General features: G+C 58.3%; 21 protein-coding genes and 1 tRNA gene. 3 read left to right on the top strand and 19 right to left on the bottom strand.

Annotated features, from left to right (window positions below; all coding sequences use genetic code 11):
• The first annotated feature begins 48 nt into the window (after positions 1–48).
• Positions 49–1,164 carry a THUMP domain-containing class I SAM-dependent RNA methyltransferase gene (locus PRI8871_RS18745; RefSeq protein WP_108887732.1) on the top strand — a complete coding sequence of 372 codons (1,116 nt, stop codon included), beginning with the start codon at positions 49–51 and terminating at the stop codon, positions 1,162–1,164.
• Between the two features lies 1 nt (position 1,165).
• Here PRI8871_RS18745 and PRI8871_RS18740 read toward each other — a convergent pair whose 3' ends face one another.
• The gene (locus PRI8871_RS18740) at positions 1,166–1,645 is read right to left on the bottom strand and encodes a DUF3237 domain-containing protein (protein WP_108887731.1); all 480 of its coding nucleotides are present in this window, start codon (positions 1,643–1,645) and stop codon (positions 1,166–1,168) included.
• Positions 1,646–1,924: 279 nt separating this feature from the next.
• On the opposite strand from PRI8871_RS18740, the gene PRI8871_RS18735 reads away from it, so the two are divergent.
• The gene (locus PRI8871_RS18735; RefSeq protein WP_108887730.1) at positions 1,925–7,012 is read left to right on the top strand and encodes a VWA domain-containing protein; all 5,088 of its coding nucleotides are present in this window, start codon (positions 1,925–1,927) and stop codon (positions 7,010–7,012) included.
• Positions 7,013–7,133: 121 nt separating this feature from the next.
• On the opposite strand, the gene PRI8871_RS18730 is transcribed toward PRI8871_RS18735, so the two are convergent.
• Positions 7,134–7,209, bottom strand: a tRNA-Thr gene (locus tag PRI8871_RS18730).
• A 167-nt stretch (positions 7,210–7,376) separates the two neighbouring features.
• A complete protein-coding gene (locus PRI8871_RS18725) occupies positions 7,377–9,035 on the bottom strand; it encodes an ABC transporter permease (RefSeq protein ID WP_108887729.1) in 1,659 nt (552 codons plus the stop codon).
• 85 nt (positions 9,036–9,120) lie between these two features.
• Between PRI8871_RS18725 and PRI8871_RS18720 the strand changes: the two genes are divergently transcribed.
• Positions 9,121–10,002: a hypothetical protein gene (locus PRI8871_RS18720; RefSeq protein ID WP_108887728.1), complete on the top strand. Its 882-nt coding sequence runs from the start codon at positions 9,121–9,123 to the stop codon at positions 10,000–10,002.
• Here the strand turns inward: PRI8871_RS18720 and PRI8871_RS18715 are convergent, their stop codons facing one another.
• The 16 genes from PRI8871_RS18715 to PRI8871_RS18640 form a co-directional block, all read right to left on the bottom strand.
• On the bottom strand, positions 10,003–10,896 hold the full coding sequence (locus PRI8871_RS18715) for an NAD-dependent epimerase/dehydratase family protein (protein WP_108887727.1): 894 nt from the start codon (positions 10,894–10,896) through the stop codon (positions 10,003–10,005).
• Between the two features lie 17 nt (positions 10,897–10,913).
• The gene (locus PRI8871_RS18710; RefSeq protein ID WP_108887726.1) at positions 10,914–11,579 is read right to left on the bottom strand and encodes a DNA-3-methyladenine glycosylase I; all 666 of its coding nucleotides are present in this window, start codon (positions 11,577–11,579) and stop codon (positions 10,914–10,916) included.
• Positions 11,580–11,662: 83 nt separating this feature from the next.
• On the bottom strand, positions 11,663–13,174 hold the full coding sequence (locus PRI8871_RS18705) for a malonate--CoA ligase (RefSeq protein WP_108887725.1): 1,512 nt from the start codon (positions 13,172–13,174) through the stop codon (positions 11,663–11,665).
• Between the two features lie 19 nt (positions 13,175–13,193).
• Complete coding sequence (parE, locus tag PRI8871_RS18700; protein ID WP_108887724.1) at positions 13,194–15,152, bottom strand: DNA topoisomerase IV subunit B; 1,959 nt, start codon at positions 15,150–15,152, stop codon at positions 13,194–13,196.
• 85 nt (positions 15,153–15,237) lie between these two features.
• Positions 15,238–15,786 (bottom strand): chemotaxis protein CheD, encoded by a 549-nt coding sequence (locus PRI8871_RS18695; protein ID WP_108887723.1) that lies wholly within the window; start codon positions 15,784–15,786, stop codon positions 15,238–15,240.
• Positions 15,783–16,682 (bottom strand): CheB methylesterase domain-containing protein, encoded by a 900-nt coding sequence (locus tag PRI8871_RS18690; protein WP_245897982.1) that lies wholly within the window; start codon positions 16,680–16,682, stop codon positions 15,783–15,785. The genes PRI8871_RS18695 and PRI8871_RS18690 overlap by 4 nt, the downstream gene beginning before the upstream one ends.
• 136 nt (positions 16,683–16,818) lie before the next feature.
• A complete protein-coding gene (locus PRI8871_RS18685) occupies positions 16,819–19,122 on the bottom strand; it encodes a methyl-accepting chemotaxis protein (RefSeq protein ID WP_245897980.1) in 2,304 nt (767 codons plus the stop codon).
• A 78-nt stretch (positions 19,123–19,200) separates the two neighbouring features.
• Positions 19,201–19,506, bottom strand: coding sequence for a hypothetical protein (locus PRI8871_RS18680; protein WP_108887721.1), 306 nt, complete (start codon positions 19,504–19,506; stop codon positions 19,201–19,203).
• Positions 19,503–19,889 carry a response regulator gene (locus tag PRI8871_RS18675; RefSeq protein ID WP_108887720.1) on the bottom strand — a complete coding sequence of 129 codons (387 nt, stop codon included), beginning with the start codon at positions 19,887–19,889 and terminating at the stop codon, positions 19,503–19,505. Before PRI8871_RS18675 ends, PRI8871_RS18680 begins: the two co-directional genes overlap by 4 nt.
• Before the next feature lies 1 nt (position 19,890).
• Positions 19,891–20,727 (bottom strand): CheR family methyltransferase, encoded by an 837-nt coding sequence (locus PRI8871_RS18670; RefSeq protein WP_108887719.1) that lies wholly within the window; start codon positions 20,725–20,727, stop codon positions 19,891–19,893.
• The gene (locus PRI8871_RS18665) at positions 20,720–21,178 is read right to left on the bottom strand and encodes a chemotaxis protein CheW (protein WP_108887718.1); all 459 of its coding nucleotides are present in this window, start codon (positions 21,176–21,178) and stop codon (positions 20,720–20,722) included. The genes PRI8871_RS18670 and PRI8871_RS18665 overlap by 8 nt, the downstream gene beginning before the upstream one ends.
• On the bottom strand, positions 21,162–23,222 hold the full coding sequence (locus tag PRI8871_RS18660) for a chemotaxis protein CheA (protein ID WP_108887717.1): 2,061 nt from the start codon (positions 23,220–23,222) through the stop codon (positions 21,162–21,164). Before PRI8871_RS18660 ends, PRI8871_RS18665 begins: the two co-directional genes overlap by 17 nt.
• Complete coding sequence (locus PRI8871_RS18655) at positions 23,219–23,593, bottom strand: response regulator (RefSeq protein WP_108887716.1); 375 nt, start codon at positions 23,591–23,593, stop codon at positions 23,219–23,221. The genes PRI8871_RS18660 and PRI8871_RS18655 overlap by 4 nt, the downstream gene beginning before the upstream one ends.
• Positions 23,593–23,877 carry an STAS domain-containing protein gene (locus PRI8871_RS18650; RefSeq protein WP_181389536.1) on the bottom strand — a complete coding sequence of 95 codons (285 nt, stop codon included), beginning with the start codon at positions 23,875–23,877 and terminating at the stop codon, positions 23,593–23,595. Before PRI8871_RS18650 ends, PRI8871_RS18655 begins: the two co-directional genes overlap by 1 nt.
• A 134-nt stretch (positions 23,878–24,011) precedes the next feature.
• Positions 24,012–24,905, bottom strand: coding sequence for a helix-turn-helix transcriptional regulator (locus tag PRI8871_RS18645; protein ID WP_181389535.1), 894 nt, complete (start codon positions 24,903–24,905; stop codon positions 24,012–24,014).
• A 110-nt stretch (positions 24,906–25,015) separates the two neighbouring features.
• Positions 25,016–26,049, bottom strand: a 1,034-nt coding sequence (locus PRI8871_RS18640) for a biotin/lipoyl-containing protein (protein ID WP_146188715.1), incomplete at its 5' end; no start/stop codon positions are given.

Raw genomic sequence — 26,049 nt, 5'->3', positions numbered from 1 at the left:
CGTCGAATTCTCTCGCTTCAAGGGGCGAAAGGGGCTAAGCGCTGCTGCATGCAGTCAACTGATCCGTTTGAAATCTTTCTGGTGGCCCCGCCGGGGCTGGAACCTGTCCTGCTGGACGAGGTCCGCGCCTGTGGCTTTCCTAACCCGAAGGCCGAGGCGGGCGGCGTGTCGTTCATGGGGCATTGGCCCGATGTGTGGGCCGCCAACCTGAAACTGCGCGGGGCAGGGCGCGTTCTGGCCCGCATCGGCAGTTTCCGGGCCTTCCATCTGGCGCAGCTTGATAAACGGTCGCGCAAGTTTCCTTGGGGGGATGTGCTGCGCCCCGATGTGCCGGTCGCGGTCGAAGTCACCTGCCAGAAGTCCAAGATTTACCACGCCGGGGCTGCGGCCCAGCGGGTCGAAAATGCGATCACCGAAACGCTGGGCGCTCCGATTGCCTCGGACGCGCCGGTGCGCCTGAAAGTTCGGATCGACGACAACCTTGTGACCTTCAGCGTCGATACTTCGGGCGAGTCCCTGCACAAACGCGGGCACAAACTTGGTGTGGCCAAGGCCCCGATGCGCGAAACGCTGGCGGCGCTGTTTCTGCGGGCCTGCGGGTATACCGGGCAGGAACCGGTGCTGGACCCGATGTGCGGCTCTGGCACCTTCCCGATTGAAGCGGCAGAGATTGCCTTGGGCCTTTATCCGGGCCGGACACGCAGTTTCGGGTTTGAACATCTGGCGACCTATGATCCCGATGCGTGGCAAGCGATGCGCAGTGCGGGCACGGTTGGGCAGACCGATCTGCGGTTCTATGGCTCTGACCGCAACGCAGGCGGGGTTGAGGCCAGCCGGGCCAATGCTGAACGCGCAGGCGTGGACGGGATCACCAGCTTTGCACAGCTTGACGTGCGTGATCTGAAACGGCCAGACGGCCCGCCGGGGCTGGTGATCGTCAACCCGCCTTATGGCGCACGGATTGGCAATAAAAGGCTGCTGTATGCGGTGCATGCCTCGATGGGCGATGCGCTGAAGGCGGGGTTTTCCGGCTGGCGTGTTGGCATCGTGACCACTGAGGGCGGCTTGGCCCGCGCGACGGGCCTGCCATTGCGCCCGCCGGGGCCTTATGTGCCGCACGGCGGGTTGAAGGTCCGCTTGTACCACACGGACCCGCTGGCATAGGTCAGACTGGCATCGCCTCGGCCATTTCCCATCCTCGGATCAGCACGGCGTTGCGCGCTGGGCGCAGCGGTTGCAGCGTGCCGACGATCAGGCGGCGGTTCAGGAAATCCCATGGCCCTTCTGGTGCCGTTACCTCGATCCGCGACAGGGCCTGACGCGGGCCTTGGCCGCTTTCGTCGATCACGACGCGGTTGTGGATTGTCAGGATCGTGCCATCGTCCACCTGCATCTCATAGAGCGCGTCCAGTTCCTTGCCGCCGTCTTTGCGGATCAATTGCCGGTCTGCACCACCTGCCAAAACTTTGCCGTTCAGCCCCGGAAAGTCCGGCCCGCCGCGAAATTCGCCGCCGATGATCGGCACAATCCGACGTTCGCCCTTGGGGCTTTCGCCCAGTGGCTGAACCTCGGTGATATCAACAATGGCCTCCCACAACAGGCGGTAAGACAGCGTTGGAAATGGCGTTTGATCAAATAGTGTCATGCTGGTCCCTTAGCGTTGCGCCCGAGCTCGGCGACGCCCTAGGCATGGCGCAATCGGGCAGGGCGGGACAAGAGTAAATTGTAAGCATGCGATGTATTCTTGCACAGCAGTCCCGAAAAAGCGGTTCTTGGGCGGTCATAGATGGAAAGCAAACGTGTTTTTGCTATGTGAGTTTGCATGGGGTTTCGCAAAATGCGAATTTATACTGGTGACCGGCGCTATTGAGCCATAAACAATTCACGAATTTTGATCGGACCTATTTTCAAGGAGGCATTCGCTATGGCCGACGATATTGGCGAGACACCGGAAACCGCAGGCGCAATCAAAGTCGGTGAAAGCATCCTTGAAACGCTGGAGCGCAGCGGAGATGACGACTGGTTTGCCGTCGATCTGGTCGCCGGGCGTCAGTATCAGATCGATATGGAGGGCAGCTCTTCGCAGAAGGGGACGTTGTTCAATCCAATGATTTATGGCGTATACGATGCCGCCAGTGATCGTTTGCCCAACATCACTTATGATGACGATGGCGGGTATCTGCGCGACAGCCAATTGACCTTTGAAGCGCAGGACACCGGAACGTTCTACATTTGGGCGCGCACTTCGAACAACGTCAGCACGAGCCAGCGCACTGGCACCTACCTGCTGACGATTTCAAACACCGCGAACTTGCCGCCTTTGGGCGACGTGGATCTAATCGGAAACGCTGTGATCGGTGGAACTTTGGTCGCCGAAACCACTGGGCTGAGCGATCTGGATGGGATGGGCGCGCTTAGCTATCAGTGGCTGCGTAATGGCGCCGCGATTGAGGGCGCGACGACCGACAGCTTTACGCTTACTGATGCGGATTTCGGCAGCGAAGTCGCCGTTGCCGTGTCTTACACGGACGGGCAGGACAATTACGAACGCATCGTCAGCGCGGAAACGGCGACCGTCCTTTCGACGGGGCAGATGGGCAGGTTGAAGCCGACAACCGCTGGCTTTGATATCGACCGCACCTATTACACCGCCGACCAAAACGTGACGGCTTTGGCAGGCGGCGGCTATGTGGCCGTGTATGAACGCTACCAAAGTGTTTGGATGCGGCTATACGACAGCGCCGACAATCCCGTGGGTCAGGCGGTTGAAATTGATTTTGACGGCCAGCCGGACGTCGCGGCGCTGAAAGATGGCGGTTTCGTTGTCGTCGGGACCAAAGCGTTCAGCGGCGAGGCTTACGCGGAAATTGTGGCTCAGCGCTATGACAACACTGGCGCGGCGATTGGCGATCGTTTTGTGGTGAACAGCGTCAGTCAGGGCAATCAGGACCGGGCCAGCATCGTCACGCTGAAAGATGGCGGTTATGTCGTTGTTTGGCAGTCGTCGCCCTACAATAACATTGCCGAAAATGGTCAGGATGGGTCGAAAGACGGGATTTTCGGCCAGCGTTTTGACAGTGCGGGCAACGCGGCCGGCGGGGAATTCCAAGTCAACACCTACACCGAAAACGCGCAGTTGGCGCCGCGCTTGACAGCGTTGAATGACGGCGGGTTTATGGTCGTATGGATGTCTTATGCGCAGACCGGTTCTGTGAACGGCGTCTATGCGCAGCGCTATGACGCCTCGGGCGCGGCGGCCGGGGCGGAAATGAAGGTCGGCACCACCGGGACATACGGTCAGGTTTACCCTGATATTGCGGTGTTGAAGGACGGTAGCACTGTCGTCGTCTGGTATTCGGGCGCTGGTGTTAAGGCCGCGATGGGCCAAATCTTCGATCCGTCAGGAGCGGCGGTTGGCGAAGAATTCCAGATCAGCACAGGCACTTTGTACAACACCAACGGTGGGCCGAGCGTCGTCGCCAATTCTGACGGTGGATTTACCGTGGTCTACGGCGACGTCTATGCGCAGCGTTTTGATCGGTTTGGCGGACGTGTCGGGGATGAGTTTCAGGCGAACGTGGACCGCGATGGGCAAGAGATCGCGTTCAGCACTCTGTATGAACCGACCGTTGACGTCATTGACGATGGCAAGCTGATCGTCAGCTGGTCCAATGATAACTTCCTCAAAGCACAGATCTTTTCTGACAATGCCTACGCGACCGGGGCTGTGGCCATCACCGGCGATGCCGCCGAAAATCAGGTTCTGACGGCCGATACCTCGGGGCTGAGGGATGCCGATGGGCTAGGCGCGTTCACCTATCAATGGCTGCGCGACGGGGCTGAGATTTACCAAGAAACGGCTGCCACCTATACGCCCGACCAAGAGGATGTGGGCACGCGGCTTTCGGTCGTAGTGTCCTATGTGGATGGGGCCGGTGTGGCAGAAACCGTCACCAGCGGTGAGACGGCAAAGGTGCAGAACGTGAATAGCGCGCCGACTGGCGGGGCGGCACTTCGGTCCACTATTGTCAAAAGCCGCGACGGTGGCGTCTTATACACCGACGAAGGCGCGGTGATTACGGTTGAGCTCAATTCCTACAACAATGAACTGGCAGATGAAGACGGGCTGGGTGAATTCAGCTATCAGTGGTTGCGCGACGGTGTTGCCATTGACGGGGCGACGAATGACCGTCTCTGGGCGCAGCAGGTGGATGTCGGCACCAAAATCTCGGTCGCAGTCAGCTATGTGGATGGTCAAGGCACGCTAGAGACGGTCGAGTCCAACGTGTTTGTCGTTGAGAACGTCAACGATACGCCGCGCGGCACTGTTCTGATCTCTGGCACCGCCGCAGAGAAAGGCGAACTGACCGCCGATGCCTCGAGCCTATCGGACGAAGACGGGCTCGGCACCTTCCATTATCAGTGGATCAACAATGGTGTGGGCGGCACAGGCACGCCGTTCGACATTGTTGGCGCGACCTCGGAAACCTATTCGCCCACGCAGGACGAGGTCGGATCGCAACTGTCTGTGCGGGTGACCTACACCGATGCCTATGGCACCGAAGAAAGCGTCACCAGCGGCAAAACCGCCGAAGTGACCAACGCCAACAACTTGCCGACCGGCGGGATTGCCATCGTGGGCCGCGCCATTCAGGGCCAAGTGCTGACGATGATCCCGACCGATCTGGCCGATGAGGACGGGCTGAACAGCTTCACCTCATATCAATGGTTCCGCGATGGGATTGCCGTGACGGGTGAAACCGGCGCGACTTACACTGTAACCACCAACGATTTTGATGCTTTCCTGACCGTTCAGGCCAGCTATGTCGACGGGTTCGGCACGACCGAAACGCTTACCTCGGACCGGGTCGGGTTTGAGGCCTTTGTCGAGATGACGACAACGCCAAATTCCGTGGGCATGACGCATCTTGGCGGTGGGTTGAACGAAAAGTTCTCGGGCTACGATCAGGGCGATATGCTGGCCGGTGGCAATGGGGCCGACACCATTCTTGGCGGCGACGGAAACGACACCATTCTTGGCTATGACGCGACGGTGCAGATCGACGGCGCGCCCGATCAGTACACACACGGATCGGCCATCTTGGACGATTACAGCCCGATCAGCGTGTCGATGACCAGCGTCAGCGAAACTTCGGCCGGGACGGTAACAATATCCGGCTTTGTCGCGCCAGAGGTGTTCACCACCGAAGGGGCTGATATCGTGGTGGTTCTGGACGTGTCGGGCAGCACGTCGTCCGGGTTCTCGGGGTCTATCAGTGTGCCGGATGCCAACCGCGATGGCACCAGCGGTACCATTTTGGATGCCGAGATCGTCGCCTTTGACTCGCTGATGAAATCCATCACCAATGACGCCCGGATGGGCGATTCTGACGTCAAGTTGATCCGCTTTTCCTCGGGTGCGAATGTCCATGCCACGGGAACCGCTGGGGCCGACCAGAACAACGATGGTCTGGCCGATATCGTGCGTACGTCGCAAAGTCTGCGTTCAACCGGCGGGACCGAGTTCTTGCCGCCGCTGGATCTGGCCATTGCGCATTTCCAGCAGTCGCAATCCGATCAACGCATTCTCTATTTCCTGTCCGATGGCGAGGCAGACACCGCAGGCGTGCCATACCGCGTTCAGCAGTTGCAGGCGCTGGGCGTCGATATCCGCACATATGCGGTTGGCAACTCTGCCTCGGATGAGAATATGGACATCATCGACGATGGCATCCGCAATGGCAGCGCCACGATCGTAACCGACCCAAGCCAGCTGTCGGCCCGTCTGATCGAGAGCACGATCGACCAAAGCGCCATTGCCGGGGTGCAGGTCTTGCTAAATGGCCAAGTCGTTGGGAATTACGACTCCTCGGTGCTGAAACCGTCGCCCTTTGGCCTGCGCTTTGATCTGGATGTGGACGGCCTGACCAGCGGCGACGACAAGGTCGAGGTCCGTGTCACCGCTGCCGATGGCAAGCAGACGACGGTTTCCGTGGCGAACACCATTTACGACGCAGGCCCAACGGACCCCGATGTGCTGTATGGTGAAAACGGTCACGACAGCATTGACGGCGGTCCCGGCCAAGACGTTCTGTATGGCGGCGAAGGCGCGGATAGCCTGATCGGGAATTACGGTGATGATACGCTTGATGGCGGCGTCGGCGTGGATACCGCGATCTATGATCTCAAATCGGATGAGGTTACCGTCCTGCGCTACGGCGATGAGGCGACGGTCACCTCAGCCTTCGGGACGGATGTTCTGCGCGGGGTTGAGTTGTTGCAGTTCACAGACAAGCTGGTGCGTTTTTCGTCCTATTCGGACCGGGCGTTGATCCGGGATTTTGACCTGACCGGAACATCCGCGAATGACATCCTGCGCGGAGAAGAGGGCAACGATACGCTGCGCGGCCTCGATGGCAGCGATACGTTGGTTGGCAATGGCGGCAATGATGTCCTGATCGGCGGCGCGTCCGAAGATGATATTCGCGATGTGATCTACGGCGGCGATGGCAATGACAGTATCGACGGCAGCTACGGCAATGACGAATTGCGCGGCGATGCGGGTAATGACACCATCACTGGCGGTTTTGGCGTCGATAATATCATCGGCGGCGATGGCGATGATGTGCTGACCGGGCAGGCTTGGTCCGACCTGATCTTTGGCGGCACCGGCGATGATTTTATCAACGGTGGCTTTGGCTTTGACCGGGTCAATGGCGGCACTGGCGCGGACCGGTTCTTCCATCTGGGCATCTTCGATCACGGGTCCGACTGGATCCAGGATTACAACGCCGCCGAGGGCGATGTGCTGATGTTCGGCCAAGGAGGAGCGACCAAAGACCAGTTCCAGGTCAACTTCACCGAAACCCCAAGCGCCGGCGCCGCTGGTGTGGCTGAGGCCTTCGTCATCTATCGCCCCACGGGCCAGATCCTATGGGCGCTGATCGACGGCGAAGCTCAGCGAGAGATCAATCTTCTGGTGGGCGGCACCACCCACGACTTGCTGTTTTAAGTCCGGCTGTATCGCTACAAGCCGTTGCCACCGGGGGAAACTCTGGTGGCAAAGCGATTGGCCCGCCGCCACGAAAACGCGCTGCCCCATGGCTTGGTTTTGACCGCCTCTTAAGGAAAAATGGTGCCCCCACACGGACTCGAACCGCGGACCTACTGATTACAAATCAGTTGCTCTACCAGCTGAGCTATAGGGGCGGGCTATGAGTTCTGAGACCCAATGCCATTTGGATAAGACGATTAGCGTACTTGTAAGAAGCTATGCCAATTGCCCATCTCAGAGAGCGGATTAGACGATCACGATGCAAAGCGCAATCCGGCTTCTACTGTATGCGAGGAGTTTTTTGTAAATGGCTGGTAAATGTTTAGCGGTTTGCCCGTGCCAGCAGGCCAACCGCGAAAAGGCCCACCAGAATGACCAGAACCGCCGCAGGCGAGGCGTTGCCAAGGTTTTCCAAGCTTGCCTGTTCATGCACGCGGGTGGCCAGCGTGTCAAAATTGAACGGCCGCAGCAGGAGCGTGGCGGGCAGTTCCTTGACGCAATCGACGAACACCAGCAGCAGGGCCGACGCGATGGAGGCCCGGATCAGCGGGTAATAGACGCTGCCAAGGGTCTGGGTTTGGTTGCGGCCAAGCGACCGCGCGGCCAGCGCCAGATTGGGCGAAACGCGCCCCATGGCGGCATCGGCTGCGCCTTGGGCAATGGCAAAGAACCGCACGCAATAGGCCAGCACCAGCGCAAAGGCGCTTCCGGTCAGGATCAGCCCGGCGGGCCGCCCGGTTAGCCCCTCGATCAGATCGGCAAGGCGGTGGTCCAGAAAGGCCAGCGGGATCAAGATACCGACCGCCAGCACTGCACCGGGGGCGGCGTAGCCGATGGTGGTGATCGGCAGCAACAGGCGCGGCAGGCCCCGCCCGGACAGGCGCACGCCGTAGACCATAAAGACGCCCAGCAGCACGGTCAGAATGGCCGCCGTCCCGCCGACCGAGATCGTGTTCCACGCCGCGCTGAGCAGGGCCGGGTCAGCCCAGACATCGGCATTTTCAATCGCATGGCTGAGGATCACGGCGGTTGGCAGAATAAAGCCCACGGCGAACGGGATCAGGCAGGCCAAAAGCGCGCCAAAAGCCATCAGGCCCCGCAGGTGCACCCGTGCGGGCGGGCGGTGGCGGGTGGATAGGTTGAAGAACCGCATCTTGCGACGAGAGGTTTTCTCAAGCGTGACCAGCAAGATTACCAGCGTCAGAACAACGCTGGCGATCTGCGCCGCGCCGCCTGCGTTGTTGCTTTCGAGCCAGACGCTGAAAATCCCGGTGGTCAGGGTTTGTACGGCGAAATAGTCGACGGTGCCGAAATCGTTGACCGTCTCCATCATGACAATGGCCACGCCCGCCGCGATTGCGGGGCGGGCGAGCGGCAGGCCGATGCGCAAGAACCGCGATACGGCCCCCGCGCCTAAGGACCGCGCGACCTCTTCCGCGCTGGCCGATTGTTCGCGGAACGCGGCGCGGGTCAGCAGGTAGACGTAGGGGTAAAGCGCCGCGGACAGTACAATGATCGCCGCCCCAAGCGACCGGATTTCCGGGAACCAATAATCGCGCGAGGTTTCCCAGCCAAAGATCTGCCGCAGCCCGGTCTGAACGGGGCCAGCGTATTCCAGAAAGTCGACCAGCGCATAGGCCCCGATATAGGCAGGGATCGCCAGTGGCAGCAGCAACAGCCATTCAAAGCTGCGCCGTCCCGGAAAATCATAGCGCGATACCAGCCAAGCCGCGCCCGTGCCGACCATGGCGGCGATCAGCCCGACCGAGAACATCAGAATGCCTGTCGTGATCAGGTAGCGGGGCAGGGTGGTGGACAGAAGGTGCGGCCAGATGTTCTGGGTCGGGAACAGCGCCATCACCAGAACCGCAAGGATGGGGGCCAGAACGACAAAAGCAATGGCAACAGCACCGATCGACCAAGGCGAAACGCCCCAGCGCGAGGCACGCTTGATCGGCTCAGAGGTCTCGGCAAGGGCCATTGCTGCTCCTGTCGCTTTTATTCGGTTTAACTGCTTATAAAACCGCTTATAGTACCGAGGTGCAGTGACAATAAAGACCTCAGGTATGCGTATTATTTTACACGGCGGTGTGCATTGCACCGATGACGACAAATTGCTCAAGGTTCTTTTGCGCAATGCCGACAGGTTTCGCGCCTCAGGCACGGCCATTCCTGGCCCTGGCCGCTATCGTGCGTTGCTGTCTGATACGCTGGCCACGCTTGGTGACAATCGCCCGTCGCCCGAAGCCCGCGATGTGTTGATGGATGCCATCCTGTCGGAAGACAGTGATAAGGTCGAACGCATGGTGCTCAGCCATGAGAATATCTTTTGCGTGCCCAAGTTGATGTTTTCTGGCGGGCGGTATTACCGCAACGCTGAAATGCGCCTGCGCGCCATGTCGGAAATGTTCGCGGGCGATCAGTTGGAACTGTATCTGGCGCTGCGCAATCCTGCGACGCTGTTGCCTGCGGTTCTGGCGGTCACGCCCCACGAAACGGTCGGCAATCTGCTGGGCGGGATTGATCCGTTGCACCTGCGCTGGTCGCATCTGATCGAACGCATTCGCATGGAACTGCCGGATATGCCCATCACGGTTTGGTGCAACGAAGATACGCCCCTGCTGTGGGGGGAATTGATCCGCCGCATCGCCGGTGTTCCGGCGGGCAGCAAAATCGCCGGGGCGTTTGATTTGCTGACCGAAATCATGATGCCCGAAGGGATGAAACGGTTCCGCGCCTATCTGGCCGAAAACCCCGAACTGAACGAAGCTCAGCGCCGCCGCGCCAAGCTTGCGTTCCTTGATAAATACGCCCGCGATGACGTGATCGAAGAAGAACTGGATGTCCCCGGCTGGGACGAAGCCTTCATCGACAAGTTGACCGAAATCTATGACGAAGATCTTGAGATGATCTCAACCATGGATGGGGTCACGGTGATTGATCCGTAGTCAGACTTCGGTCAGCACATCGCGCCACGAATGCTGTGGGGCAAACCCCAGCATCTCTTTGGCTTTGCGGTTGCAATACATCGTCTCATTGCCGGACATGTCGCGCACGACCGGCACGCCGTCGTAGTACCGCTTGCGCACCTCATCGTTTGACAGGGCGACGGACAGATCGTCATTCGAGACGTTGAACACCTCATAGCCAAGCCCGTCGGTCGTCAGGCAACATTGCACCATCTGGCCCAGGTCGCGTGCGTCGATATAGGCAAAGATGTTGCGGCGGCGCAGGTCCGGGTTGGTCACATAGGCCGGAAAGTCGCTGGCATATTCCTGCGGTTCGATCACATTGTTGATGCGCAGCCCGTAGATATCGATGTTCGACCGCGCCTGAAATGACCGTCCGCACGCCTCGTTGCAGATCTTGCTCATGGCGTAGCTGTCATGCGGCACGGTGGGATGGGTTTCATCGACGGGGATGAAGTCTGGCTTGACCTCTCCATCGGCAAAGCAAATGCCATAGGTCGTCTCGGAACTGGCGAAGATCACCTTGGGAATGCCAAGCTTTACCGCCGCTTCCATAACGTTGTAGGTGGACAGGGTATTGGTGCGGAAGGTTTCGTTGTCAGGTTTGATCAGGATCCGCGCCAGCGCCGCAAAATGCACCACGGCGTCGAATTTCGGCATGCCTGTGCCCGGCTCCAACTCACCAAAATTGGCGTAGGAACTCAGCGCGTTGAACACTTGGCCGCTGTCCGTCAGATCGACGATCAGGTTGTCGACGCCGGGCAGGTCAAGTGGCTGCAAATCAAGGTTCAACACGTGGTGCCCCTGTTCTTGCAGATAGGGGATGACGTGCCGTCCGGCTTTGCCAGACCCTCCGGTAAATGCGATGCGCATGATGTGCCTCCTGTCGTTCAGACGCTTAGGGCTAACACACGGCTGATTTCCGTCAAGCCGCGACCGGACTGCGCGCGCCATTCGTTGAACGCCGCCTGCACCGCCCGCATCGACGATTTCGACCCGGCGGGCTTGTCGATCACACCTTCGGCAATCAGCCGCGCGGTCACGTCGCTGGACAGGATGAAACTGTCCTTACCGACAAAGCGCAGGGCGTATTGCCCGGTGGCACCGCCCAGCCGGGCGCCGTGTTTTTTCAGAAATTCCAGCAGGCCGATATAATCGTCGTCCGGCCACTGGCCCAGAACCTTGCCCGCCCCGCCATCGGCGCGCAGGTCGCGCAGAAACACGGCATTGTCGCGCACGGCGGCGATTTTCGCCCCGTTGCGAACGATCCGAGTGTCTTGCAAAAGCGCGTCAAATGCATCGTCCGACATGAAGGCACAGCGGTCCAGGTCAAAACCGTGGAAGGCCGCCTCGAACCCGTCCCATTTTGCTTCGATGACTTTCCAGTTGAATCCTGCCGAAAAGATGCGCTTGGCAAATTCCGCCAGCCAGCGATCTTCGGGAAGGGCCTGCAAGGCGTCTGCGCTTAGCGGAGCGGCCCCGATCCGCGCCTCAAGCACCTCTGGCCCGCCTTTCCGCTCTGCCGCGATGGCGTAAATCTCATCGAATGATCGCATGGCGCCCTCCTGATCTGGGGGCTAGGGTAGCGCCACTTGTATCGACCGCACAACTGGCGGACCCGTGCGTTTTTGCCCTGCCATCATGCAGAAAAGCTGGTCGCGTAGTCGCTGCGCAGCGCGGCCTTTTGCACTTTGCCCATCGTGTTTCGCGGAAGACTGCCAAGAACCACATAGCGTTTCGGCAGCTTGAACTTGGCGAGCGCTTGGGCCGCAGCGGTCTCAATGGCCGCAAGGTCCAATTCTGCCCCCGCCTGAGGCACCAGAACCGCCACCACGCCTTCACCAAAATCAGGATGGGGCACGCCAATCACGGCGCTTTCCAAGACGCCGGGTTGTTCGTCCAGTACCAGTTCGATTTCCTTAGGGTAGATGTTGAACCCGCCCGAGATGATCAGATCCTTCGCGCGGCCAACAATCGTGACATAGCCGTCGGCGTCCATCTGTGCCAAATCGCCGGTGATAAAGAACCCATCCTCGCGCAGCTCGGCCGCCGTTTTTTCGGGCATTTGCCAATAGCCCTTGAACACATTGGGGCCGCGCACCTCAATGATGCCGATCTGACCTTGCGGTAGGGTGGTGCCGGTTTCGGGATCGGTGATCTTCAATTCAACATCCGGCAGGGGCAGGCCAACCGTTCCCGCACGCCGATCGCCCTTGTAGGGGTTTGAGGTGTTCATATTGGTTTCGGTCATGCCATAGCGTTCAAGAATGCGGTGGCCGGTCCGGGTTTCGAACTGCACATGCGTTTCCGCCAATAGCGGGGCCGATCCGGAGATGAACAGCCGGAAATGCGACACCAGATCGCCGGTGAACCGCCCGTCGCCCAGCAGGCGGGTGTAGAAGGTCGGCACACCCATCATACTAGTGGCGCGGGGCAGATGCGCAATCACCGCCTCAAGGTCGAATTTTGGCAGGAAAATCATAGAGCCGCCGACGGCAAGCATTATGTTCGTCGCCACAAACAGCCCGTGCGTATGAAAAATGGGCAGGGCATGCAGCAGCACGTCATCGCCGGTGAAGTGCCAGTACTTGACCAAGGTTTGTGCATTCGACAGCAGGTTGTTCTGCGTCAGCATCGCGCCTTTGGAGCGGCCCGTCGTGCCAGATGTGTACAGGAATGCGGCCAGATCTTCGCCATCCCGTGCAACGGTTTCAAATTCGGTCGGCTGCTCGGCTGCCAAATCGCTCAGGCTGCCGGTGCCATCGGCGTTCAGCGTCCGCAGCGTAGCGCCAAGCGGCGCGGCAATCGCCTGCATTTCATCCAATCGCGCCCCATCGCAAACCACCAGCTTGGCGCCAGAGTTTTCGATGAAATAGGCCAGTTCGTTTGCGGTATAGGCCGTGTTCAACGGCAGGAAAATCACGCCAGCCTGCGCACAAGCGGCATAGAGCGCCAGCATCTGCGGGGATTTTACGACTTGCACCGCCACGCGGTCGCCGGGGGCCAGCCCAAGCTGGGACAACGCATTGGCGGTTTGCGCCGCCATGGCCAAAAACTCAGCGTAAGTGATCTGGCTATCTGCCAAAATCAGAAATGGCTTGTCGCTGCCAGCGTGTTTCGCAAACAGCGTGTCATAAAGCGGATTGGCCACGGCTGCCCCCCCCTTGGCGTCAGACGTCCAGTTCTTCGACGAACCGCGCGTTTTCCTGAATGTATTGGAACCGCATTTCGGGCTTTTTGCCCATCAGGCGCTCGACCAGATCGCCGGTTTCGCCCGGCTCATCCTCATCAATCGTCACGCGGATCAGTTTACGGCTGTTCGGGTCCATCGTGGTTTCTTTGAGGTCCTTGGCATCCATTTCGCCAAGGCCTTTGAAACGCTGAACGTCGATTTTTCCTTTGCCGCCCAAACCCTTGGCCATGGCGCGGTCTTTTTCAGTATCATCCGCCACATAAAGCCTTCGCGCGCCTTGGGTCAGGCGGTAAAGCGGCGGACAGGCCAGATACAGATGCCCATGGTCGATCATCGGGCGCATCTGGGTAAAGAAAAAGGTCATCAAAAGCGATGCGATATGCGCGCCGTCAACATCTGCGTCCGTCATGATGATGATCTTGTCGTAGCGCAGATCGTCAATGTTGAATTTCGTACCCAGCCCAACGCCCAATGCCTGGCTAAGATCGCTGATTTCGGCATTGGAATTGAGCTTGTTCGACGCGGCGCCAAGGACGTTCAGGATTTTACCGCGCAGCGGCAGCAAGGCTTGGGTTTTGCGGTCACGCGCCATTTTGGCCGATCCGCCGGCCGAGTCGCCCTCAACAATGAACAATTCAGTGCCTTCGCGGCTTGTTGCGGAACAGTCCACCAGCTTGCCGGGCAGGCGCAGTTTTTTGGTTGCCGATTTGCGGGCAGTTTCCTTTTCCTGACGGCGGCGAAGGCGTTCTTCGGCGCGCAGGATCACAAAGTCGAGGATTGCACCTGCCGATTTGGTATCAGCCGCCAGCCAGTTGTCGAAGTGGTCGCGCACCGACCCTTCGACTAGGCGCTGCGCCTCTGTCGTAGCAAGTCGGTCTTTGGTTTGACCCACGAATTCCGGTTCACGGATAAAGCACGACACCACGGCGCAGCCACCGGTCATCAGGTCGTCGCGGGTGATCTGGCTGGCTTTGCGGTTGTTGATCAGCTCGCCATAGGCCTTGATGCCCTTCAAAATAGCGGCCCAAAATCCGGCTTCATGCGTGCCGCCTTCGGGCGTCGGGACTGTGTTACAGTAGGATTGAATGAACCCGTCGCGCGACGGCGTCCAGTTGATGGCCCATTCAACCTTGCCTACCGCGCCAAATTTTTCTTTGAAATCCACGGTGCCGCCAAAGGGCCTGTCGGCATAGGTTGATGCCGTTCCCAAGGTTTCGGTCAGGTAGTCGGCCAAACCACCGGGAAAATGGAAAGTCGCCTCGGTCGGGGTGTCGCCTTCTTTAATGGCCGATTTCCACCGAATCTCAACCCCTGAGAACAGGTAAGCCTTGGATCGCACCATCTTGAGCAACCGTGACGGTTTGAATCGGTGGCTGCCAAAAATCTCGGGATCGGCATGGAACGTGGTCGATGTGCCACGGCGGTTCGGGGCTTGCCCGATCTTTTCGACCGGGCCAAGCGGCACGCCGCGCGAAAATCGCTGTTCGAACAATTCCTTGTTCCGCGCAACCTGAACGACCATCGAATCCGATAGCGCGTTCACAACCGATGCGCCAACACCATGCAAACCGCCCGAGGTTTCATAGGCGTCACCGCCGAATTTGCCGCCCGCATGCAAGGTGCACAGGATTACCTCAAGCGCTGATTTTCCCGGAAATTTTGGGTGCGGATCAATCGGAATTCCGCGCCCGTTGTCGCGGATCGTAATCGCGTAATCCTCATGCAGCTCAACCTCAATCCGGTTGGCGTGCCCTGCCACGGCTTCGTCCATCGAGTTGTCGAGGATTTCGGCCACCATGTGGTGCAGCGCGCGTTCGTCCGTGCCGCCGATATACATGCCGGGCCGTTTTCGGACGGGTTCAAGCCCTTCGAGCACTTCGATAGAAGAGGCGTCATATTCCGTCGGCGCGGCAGAGGCGAGAAGATCGTCGGGCATTTGGGCTGCTCTTGGTTTTTGCTATCCTGTGTCTGTCAGTATGTCAGCTTTGCCGAAAAGGGGGAAGAGGATCCGCAGCCTTCGATCAGAATAGGGTCACATCGGGCTGCGGCTGGTTGGTTATATTCGTGCGGCGCGCCACAAGTTCTGGCGAATTGGGGATTTGCAGCTGTTGGACCCGGCCAGAGGTCGGCCAAAACCGGATCCGCCGCGCCGTCGTACCGCCAAGGCTGGTCGATACGCAGGCGATGTTTTCGGTCGCCAGAAAATTGACCGCGAACTCAGCGTTGGCTTTTCCAATGTCGGATAAATTTGTCGACATCGTTGCACCGCCAAACAGCTTGGCTTTCAGCCTGGATCGGTCCGCCCCACAGCGCAGAAGCGCGTTGATCAAAAGCTCCATCGCGTGAGCGCCAAAGCGGATGTCGGAATGGCAGGTGTCCTTGCGTTCTGGCAGCAGGAAATGGTTCATTCCGCCAATGCCTGCGCCCAAATCATACAGGCACATAGCCACGCAACTGCCCAAAACGGTGGTCAGAACGTCCCCGTCGCTGCGCGAAATTTTGAAGTCACCTTGGATCACATTGATGCTGCGGCCGCTGCTGACCCGCCCAGTTTCGGCAAGATTTGTCATGCAATCCTCTTGTTTCGGTTGTTGACTGCACATTTTTGTGCGGCTTTCAGCAGGGCAGGCCCGATCTGGTCGAGCGGTAGTTGTTGTTGAACGCCGCCCATTTCCATTGCCGCGCGAGGCATCCCGTAGACCACCGAAGTGCTTTGATCCTGGGCGATGGTTGCCGCCCCCGCGTCATGCAAGGCGCGCATCCCGGCGGCCCCGTCTTTGCCCATCCCGGTCAAAAGCGCTGCGGTGCAACGGTTTGCCAAGGGCACGGCGGACGCAAATAATGCATCGACCGACGGTTTGTGCCCAGAGACGGCAGCCCGCGGCACCAAAAGGGCAACGGGTTGTTTTTCGTTACGGATTTCCAAATGCCGATCGATGCCAGCACCAACGCAAATCGTTCCGCGCGGGATTGGCATGCCGTGTTCCGCCCGGACGACCTGTGCGCCGGTTTGGCTATCCAAAAGGCGGATCAGGCTGCTGCCAAATCCTTTGCCTGTGTGCTGCACGACAAAGCATGGCGGGCCATCATTGGGGAAGTGCCGCAAGACCTTAAGCAGGGCATCAACACCACCTGTGGATGCGCCGATCAAGATGACGCTGTCGCCGAAAGTTTGCCAGTTCGACTGCTGGACGCGGGCCTTTGCGGGCCTGCGCCCTGCGCGAACCACGGATCGGATTTGCGAAAGCAATTCTTCGCCGCTGGCGTTTGGGGACAGGCCAAAGAGATCTGCGCCGGCTTTTGATCCCGTGGTCGTGGCCGGGATATGCGAACCAAGCACCAACCAGCGCACATCCAAGGTTTGGAATAGTCCGCGCATCACTTCAAATTCAGCAAGGCGTGTCAGACCCTCGTCGATAACGACCAGTTTGGGCAAAAGCTCTTCGACGGTGCTGAAAGTCTCCATTAAATTTTGGGCGTGTCCTAACACCCTGATGTCGCTGGCCTTGCGGATCGCGTCTTCGATCTTTAGCGCTTTTGGGCGCCCGGGAATGGCAAGGAGAACGGATATTTTTTCCATTGTTTCGTTCTTCGCCTTTTTCTTAGAAGTCTTGCCATACGCCGCTGGCACCGCCGTCGGTTCCGGTGAGCTTTAGCGGCGCAGGTTCCATCTCTAGCGTGTCATTGGGGCCCTCAAAGTCATCCGTGTCGAAGGGGGACATCAGATCATCATTCTGTTCGAACCCCGCAACTTGGAACCGCGCCACGAGGTTTGCCAGGGTAAGGGCATCCTTTTGCAGCATATGGCTTGCGGCGGTGGCTTCTTCGACCATTGCGGCGTTCTGCTGCGTCACTTGATCAAGCTGCGTGACACCGATGTTGATTTCGTTCAATCCGCTGGATTGTTCGCTGGCGCCCGTTGCGATTTCGGACACCAGTTGCGAAATATTGGCCACGCGATCCACGATGCTTTCTAGCGCGTCGCCCGCCTTCCCGACCAATTCAACCCCATGTTCAACCTGATGGGCGCTGCCGCTGATAAGCTCTTTGATTTCATGCGCCGCCTCGGATGATCGTTGCGCCAGTGCCCGCACCTCAGACGCGACCACGGCAAAACCTTTGCCTGCGTCACCGGCCCTTGCGGCTTCGACACCCGCGTTTAAAGCCAATAGGTTGGTTTGGAATGCAATATCATCAATCACCCCGATGATTTGCGAGATTTGTTCAGACGAGGATTCGATCTTGGTCATCGCATCCACCGCGCTTCGGACAACGACGCCGCTTTTTTCAGCCTCACTGCGGGCCTCGGTGACGATTTCTTCGACCGACCGGGCGCCGTCGGCAGCCGATTTTACACTTGCGGTCAATTCATCCAAGGCCGCTGCGGTTTCTTCAAGCGTGGCGGCTTGGTTTTCGGTTCGATTGGATAGGTCATCTGATGCTTGCGAAATTTCACCCGATGAACGCCTGATCCCTTCGGATGCCTCAATCACCTGTGACAGCGCGTCGTTCAGAGTTTCGACTGACTTATTGTAGTTCTGGCGCAGGCGTTCGTAGGCTTCCGGAAAAGCGGAATCGATCGATTGTGTCAGGTCTCCTTGGGCCAAAAGGGTCAGGGCATTGCTAAGTTCGCTGACGACCGACTCCTGATCGTGTTGAAGTTTCGCTTTGGCCAGTTCGCTTTCGTCGGCTTGGGCCAGGCTGTCTTTCAATCCTTCGACGGCGTTTGCGATGATCCCGATTTCATCCCCGCGGGTCAGGTGCGGAACGTCTGTTGTATAATCTGATGCTGCGATGCCTTCGATGGCCCGTTTCACGTGGTCCAACGGGCGCGAAATGCTTCGCGCAATCAGCCATCCCGCCACAGCGGCGATTGCCGCCAAAACGGCAGACCACAGAATGACTTGGCTGCGCAGGTCCAATACAGCGGCCAAAAGCTCATCGCGGGTTTCTTCGACCACCACCGCCCATTGCGTGTCGTGAAATTGCATGGGGGCCGAGTATGCCATGATCCCATTACCACGTTGATCGGTTGTGTCCTCAAGAAAGGTGGATTGGCCATTCAGCGCATTCTGCATCTGCGGCGTCATCGTCAGCTTGTCGAGCAAACGGGGGCCTGCTTCGATCCGCGAATCTGACTTGGCGGTTAAGTCTTCAGCGACCACAAAGACATGTCCGGTTTGGCCAAGCCCCACAGGATTGTTCAAAACACCGTTCCAGATATCGATAGGCATTTGCAATGCCACCACCCCCATGCGCCGTCCGGCGGCGTTGAAAACCGGAGAGGCGACGAAGGCGGCCGGCGCATCCATGCTGGGCGCATAGCGTGTGTAATCGGTGTAAATCACTTCGCCTGCTTCGGCTTCTCGGGCATCACGGAAGGCCACCGCCAGTCCAGAGTTGGACAAAGGGCCGTTTAGCAGGTTGTCGGCGTAGTCGATTTCCTTGAAAGCTGTATAGACGATGTTGCCGCGCGTATCGATTAGGAAGACATCGTAATAGCCGCCAAGCTCGGTCCAGCGCAGAAAAGACGCATGGTGCGCGTCATGGGCGATGTCATAGGCATCGCCGGCGGCTGAGGAATAGAGGTTTTGCTTTTCGCCAATCGGATGCGGATTGTCTTCAATATAGCGCCGCTGCAGATTGTTCCGTTGCCCGCCCGGAATGAGGTTCCAAGCGGCGACAAAATCGCTGATGCTTGCCAGCGTGTTCGGGTCTGAGGCCAGAAGTTGGATGTCTTTGTCGATCGTTTCCAGCCAGGCTTGAAGTTCAGCAATGCGGGACTTGGCAAGGGATGAAAACTGCGTTTCGATCTGTCCCATGGCATTGGATTGGAAACGGGAATAGGTGATTGACCCAAGCAGAACGCACAAGGTCAGGCCCAATGCCGCGAAAGAGAGCGGCATCTTGGTCGAAACTTTTATCTTATTGAAGGTCGTGAACATGTTCGCCCCCTTGGTTTCCGTGTTCGTGTCAAAAGTTGCCTAGAACAGCTCGATGCTGGCGGCGGTATTGTCGGATTGTCCTGCGATGTCAGGCATAAGTTGCCGGGCGAGCGTTCGGATCGGGAACGCCTGAAAATGCGCATGGGCGTCTTGGTTGGGCGTAGCGGACCAGTCCAAATGCGCGGCAATCGCCACCAGGCTTTGAATGATCCGGTCCAAATCCTGCAGTTCGAGCAACTTGTCGCTGTTGGCATCGTTGCGCGCCAACAGCGGGATCATGACGGTTTCCAGTTGGGTCAGATCTGACGCCAGATTCCGCAAGATCGCAGGGATATGGTCCGTCATAGTGGCCCCACAACGCTTTCAATGCATTTTTGCATAGACGCCGTTGTGAACGGTTTCTTGATCATGTTGTTCAGCCCAAGCGATTTCGCCTGTTGCACGACCTCAGGCGTGGGCTTGCCCGTAACGAGGATGAAGCCGATTTTTTGGGTTGCCGGCGTTGTGCGCAATTTATGCAGCAATTGCATGCCGTTCATGATTGGCATGTTGTAATCGGATAGAACCAAGTGCACCGGCGTTCGGGTCAAAGCGGAATAGGCCCCCGCGCCATCGTTTTCGGTGACGTAGTTCTTGATACCCAGATCATCCAGAGCTTGGGTGATCAGGCCGCGGCTGGTTGCCATGTCGTCGACAACCATGATGCGCAAGGCATGTTTAATACCCATGTCATTCTCCGTTGATGTGGCGTTGATACGCCGTAATTCCAATGTTTTTCAGTTTGCTGGATGTCTTTGGATCAAGCCGTTCAGAGTGGCCGATGAACAGGACGCCACCGGGCATCAAACAATCCGATAGTTTGTCCCAAAGACGTGCTTGGGTCGGTTCATCAAAATAAATTGCGACATTTCGGCAAAAGATGGCGTCAAATTTACCGCTGAAAGGGAAGGGTTCATTCAAGTTCAGGCTGCGGAAGGTCATCAACGACTGAACCGCATGTGAGGTTTTGAAATTGCCGTGCTTGGTTTGGGAAAAAAACTTTTCCAGTCGGTCGGGCGACAAGTTTGCGACCTCGGATTTGCTATATTCGCCCAAGCCTGCCTTGCGCAGGATCTTATGGTCGATGTCGGTGCCCAAAATGCGCAATCCATCGAGCGTGCCGCCATTTTCCAACCACGTGATTGCAGCAGAAACCGGCTCGGCCCCAGTTGAACAGCCCGCTGACCAAATTTTGATCGGCGGAGCTTTGCTGGGACGGTTGGCAAAAACTTGCTCTGCCAGAATGCGAAAATGATGCGCCTCGCGGAAGAACGAGGTGACATTGGTTGTCAGCGCGGCCAACATCTCTAGCCGTTCGGCGGCATTATCCTCGGCCTCAAGAAAGGTCAGATAGGCGTCGAAACTGCCCAAACGCAAACTGCGCACGCGGCGTGCCAGGCGGGAGTGAACCAAAGGCTTTTTCTCGGGTGGCAGGTGGATTCCGTACAACGCCTGCATCCTGTCCGAGATGCTTTGAAACACATCGTCGGGCAGATCAAGCGATATCGCTGAGGTGGTATTAGGCATTGTCACCCCCGACCACGGCGCCAAGATCGACGACGCGGATCATGGTTTCGTTGTGGGCAATGACGCCAGTGATGTAGTTTCGCGCGGCGTCAGATTTCAGATCCGGCGTTTCCTGAATTTGATCGCTTTCGATGGATAGGATTTCTGACACGGACTCGACCAACATGCCCACCGTGTCAGAGGCGCTGGCTGCGACGATGACCACATTGCGTTCATTCGATGGGGTCGCCCCCAAACCAAAGCGCGCGGACAGGTCGAAAATTGGAATGACAGCGCCGCGCAGGTTCATCACGCCCAAAATGTCGGGGGGGGTGTGAGGCAGCGCGGTCACGGGCGTCCAACGACGGATTTCCCGGATCTGTGTGATTTCAAGGCAGAAAATCTGGTTCCCAGCCGAAAAGGTGACGAATTCAATGCTATCAATCGGGGCGGGTTCAGTTTGCGTCGACAAGGGCTGGCTCCATTTGGGTGAGCTTTTCGTGGGCGAGTTCGCTCGCGGATGCTCCGGTGCGGGCGATTTCTTCGGTATCGAGGATCAGGGCGATTTTGCCGTTGCCTAGGATCGTGGCCGCCGAAATGCCGGTGATCGATCCGCAGCTGGTTTTCAGGCTTTTGACCACCACCTGCCGCTGGTCGTGAATGGCATCAACGGCAAGCGCACAGGTGCCGTGCGAGACCGAAGACACGAGCAAGAAAATCTGGTCGTCCAGCCGGTTGAGGCTTTTGAGGCCTAGGTTTTCGGCGACGTCGACGATGGGGACATAGCGATTGCGAAGCGCCAGCAATCGGCCATTTTGACCAATGGTGTGAATGTTCCGTCGGATCGGATGGATGGTTTCAATGATCGAAGAGATTGGAACCACCATGGTTTGATCCGCAACCGAGATCACGAACCCATCCATCACGGCCAAGGTCAGTGGCAGGACAATGGTGAAGGTCGTGCCTTGGCCGGGGTCAGAGGTGATGCTGATCCGGCCGCCAAGCGCCGCTACCGCATTGCGCACCACATCCATCCCAACGCCACGTCCGGACAGGTTTGACACCTCTTTCGCGGTCGAAAAACCCGGCAGAAACAAAAGATTATCGATCTCAGGCTCTGTCAATTCGACATCCGGGGCGACAAGGCCTTTGTCCAATGCCGTTTGCAGGATTTTTTCGCGGTTCAAGCCGCCGCCATCGTCGCTCACCTCAAGGATCACATTGCCGGACCGATGTGCTGCGGTCAGGCGTATGGTGCCTTCCTCGGGCTTGCCAGCAGCGATGCGAGTGTCGGTTTTTTCCAGCCCGTGATCGACGGCATTGCGGATCATATGGGTCAGCGGGTCGGCCAGACGTTCAATCACCGTTTTATCAACCTCTGTACCTTCGCCGGTGGTCAACAGTTTTGCCGGTTTCCCGGTCGCTTCGCCCGCTTCACGCACGATCCGCGACATGCGTTGAAACAAAGGTTTGACGGGTTGGGCGCGAATGGCCATCACACCTTCTTGGATGTCGCGGGCCAAAAGCTTGTAATCCTCAAGCTCGTTCAGGACCTGCGAGGTGCCGGGCAGATCCAATTCCTCAATCCGCTGGGCAATCATTGCCTGATTGATGATCAATTCGCCCACGGTATTGATCAGGCGGTCCACCCGATCAAGATCAACCCGCAGCGTGGCTTTCGGCGCTTTGGGTTCCTTTTCGGATTTGGTCTGCGGCTTGTCCGATGACGGTGTGGGTTGAGGCGTTGGTACCTCTGACGCAATTGTCGGCAGCGGATCCGTTGGCCGTGTCAAAGGGCGAATTTCCAGGTCGCAGAGGCCTTCGACAAACTCAAACGCGTCATGCAGAACGGTTTCGCTATCAAAGGTTGTCAGTTCCAACCGCCACGCCAGTTGCAGGCCTGAATCGTCCAGCAATTCAAAGTCGGGGATTGAGATGTCTTGCAGCTCAACCGTTAGATCGCCCATCTGCGAGAGGCATTCAAACACCAGCGATGGTTCGTGACCGTTGCTGAACAGGGCGGCATGAGGGCGGAACAGAATTTCGTACACCCCGCGCGACGCGCTGTCTTCGGCCGGGATTTCCAACGCGGGCGGCACGTCCAAAGTCAGTGCGTCAAAGGAAAACTCTTCTTCCTCAACCTGATCGCCAAGGTAGGTTTCGAGATCCTTGAGGACGCTGTCGCGGGCGGTCGTTTCAATGGCGGTTTCATCCCGCGCGGCCTCTACCAGATCGGTCAGTTGGTCGCTGGATTTGTGGAAAACGCGCAAAAGCTTGCCATCCACGGCCAAGTCGCCTTCGCGCACGCGGTCCAGAACGGTTTCGAACGCATGGGCAAAAGACACCACATCATCAAGGCCAAAGGCCCCAGCGCCGCCCTTGATCGAATGGACCGCCCGAAAGACGGCATTGACGATTTCACTGTCCTGACCAGAGCTTTCCAGTTCCGCCAGCCCATCGACCAGCGCGGCGAGCAGGTCTTCGCATTCCTGAAAGAACGTGTCCCGAATGCTCATGCCTGATACCCTGTGACCCGGCGCAGAACGGACACAAGCGCATCATCGTCAAAGGGTTTGACCATCCAGCCGGTCGCGCCGGCATCGCGTGCGCGCATCTTCAGGTCAGACGAACTTTCGGTTGTCAGAACGATGATCGGGACCGTGGTCTTGGCGGTGCCGTTGCGCAATTCGTCAATCACGCCGAACCCGTCTAGGTTGGGCATATTAATGTCGGTGATCACGACATCTGGCCCAACCTGAGAGAATTTGCCGACACCATCGACCCCATCGACAGCGCATTCATATTCGAACCCTACGTTTTCGATCGCGACCCGAAGCAATTCGCGGATGGTGCGGGAATCGTCGATAGCAAGGACTTTGAGGGCCATTAAACACGCTCCTGTTCAAAGATGATGGGATCCACGCCCAGCAGGCGAAACATGTCAGCGCAGGCGTCTGTCAGGCCGGTGATGGCCAAGCGCGCCCCGTCCTGTCGCCATTTGCGATTGGCGCTAAGCAAAGTGCGCAAGCGCAGGCTGTCGATCCGGTCGACATCCGACAAATCGAGCAACACCGGACGCCCAAGAGACGCCTTTAGAAATGTCAAAAGCGGATCGTCATCCGATCGGCCCCGTCGTTTGGGCAATTGGAACTGGCGCACATCGTCAGGCATGGGCCCTGACCCCCCTTCTGCTGTCGTGGAGTGCCGGGCAATCCCGGACATCTGATAGTCAGAAGGGGTAAGGGCCGTTCCTTAACAAACCGTGCGCGGTAGCCGGGGCCGGGCAGGGCTTAATCGTTCAAATTTTATTCCGCAGCTTCCGTTCCGGGCGTCGGGCGGCGCAGTTCCGTCCCTGAGGTGCCATCGCCCGTGGTGATGAAGATCGTCAGGTCGTCTTCGTGGGTGCGCAGCATCGGATCGTCGATCAGCCCCACGCGCTGCGCCAGGGCGGCCAGTTCGGCGCGATTGCGTGTGCCGGTCTTGGCCTGCACCGCGACAAGACGTTGGCGTACTGCCGAAAAGGTGATGCCAAGAATGTGTGCGATTTCCTTGTCCATCAGGCCCTGACCGACAAGCTGAATCAACTCTTTGTGCTTTGGGGTCAATTGGTTGCGGCCGATGAACTCTAGCTTGAACAACTCAGTATAGCGGGCATGGGCGCTCAGCGCGGCAGAGTGTAAAACCCAGCCGATCTCAGGCAGCATAGATAGGAATTTATCGCGGCGATGCGGCCCGCCAAAAGCAATCAACCCTGCCTGACCGGGGTCGCCCATGCGCAAAGGAATGGCCAGCCCGGACTTCAGCCCCATGGCATCACCGATCATGATATGATCGCGCTTGTCGTCCGAAACCGGCTCGATTTCCGGCAGGAATTCTGAACCGATCACGACAGGGGTCAGGTGTACACAGCCATGCATTCGAAAGACCGACGTGTGGCGGATCAGCGGTCGCTTTTGCACCTCTTCCAGCCATTCGCCGGGCAGGGTGGTGCGAATGAACTGCGCGCGTTCCCAATTTCTGTAATCGGTTGCGTAGACATAGTCGACGATTGGCAGGCCGTAGGCGGTGGACAGGCCAACGATCAAATCCCAGACGTCTTCGGTGGTTTTGGTGGTTTCCAAATCCGCTAAAAACCGCGCCAATACGGGCGGGAAGAACGTTTCAGTTGCCTTAAGTGCGCGTTTGGGAAATCGTGACATTAAAATACCTTGACCTGACCCATTCATAAAAACAGGCAGGCCAAGGCTCAATCAAACAAAAATGACAGATTGGGCGCGGGGCAAAAGGATAGTCTTTGCCCCGCGGGGTCTTATTCGAACTCCACCAGAAGGTCTTTTGCGTCGATTTGCGCTCCTGGGGTGACGTGGACGGCTTTGACGATTGCGTCTCGTTCTGCTGAGATTCCGGTTTCCATTTTCATGGCTTCGATGGTCAGCAGCAGATCGCCTTGTTTGACCTGAGCGCCGGCTTGAACCGCAACGCTGGCCACGACGCCGGGCATGGGCGCGCCGATGTGGCTTGGGTTGCCGGTTTCTGCCTTGGGCCGCGCGGCCGATGTGGCTTTGGCTTTGCGGTCGGGCACGCGGATGGTGCGGGGCTGGCCGTTGAGTTCAAAGAACACGCGCACTTCGCCGTCATCTTGCGTGTCACCCACGGCGACAAGGCGGATTTCCAGCGTTTTGCCAGGGTCAATCTCGGCGGTGATCTCATCGCCGGGGGCCATGCCGTAGAAGAAGGTCAGCGTCGGCAGGGTGCGGACGGGGCCGTAGTCTTTGTGGCGGTCCATGTAATCCAGGAAGACCTTGGGATACATCAGGTAGCCGTTCAGATCCTCATCGTCGATGTTGGTGCCGTCCAACTCGGCCGACAGTTTGGCGCGGGTGTCTTCGATATCGACCGGGGCCGCCAAGGATCCGGGGCGCACGGTGAAGGCCTTGTCACCCTTCATGATCTTGGACTGAATGGCCTTGGGCCAGCCGCCCGGCGGTTGGCCAAGGTTGCCCTTCATCATGTCGATCACCGAATCCGGGAAGCTGACATCGACCTTGGGGTCCTCGACCTGCGCGCGGGTCAGGTTCTGGCTGACCATCATCAGGGCCATATCGCCCACAACCTTTGACGAGGGCGTCACCTTGACGATATCGCCGAACATCATATTCACATCGGCATAGGCCTGCGCGACCTCGTGCCAGCGTTCCTCCAGGCCCATGGACCGCGCCTGCGCCTTGAGGTTGGTGAACTGGCCGCCGGGCATTTCGTGCAGGTACACCTCGGACGCGGGGGCCTGAAGGCTCGACTCGAACGCAGCATATTGGCCGCGCACCGCTTCCCAATAGTTCGAGA

The organism is Pseudoprimorskyibacter insulae (genome assembly GCF_900302505.1).
GTDB lineage: Bacteria > Pseudomonadota > Alphaproteobacteria > Rhodobacterales > Rhodobacteraceae > Pseudoprimorskyibacter > Pseudoprimorskyibacter insulae.
This window is presented reverse-complemented; position numbering and strand designations above follow the sequence as displayed.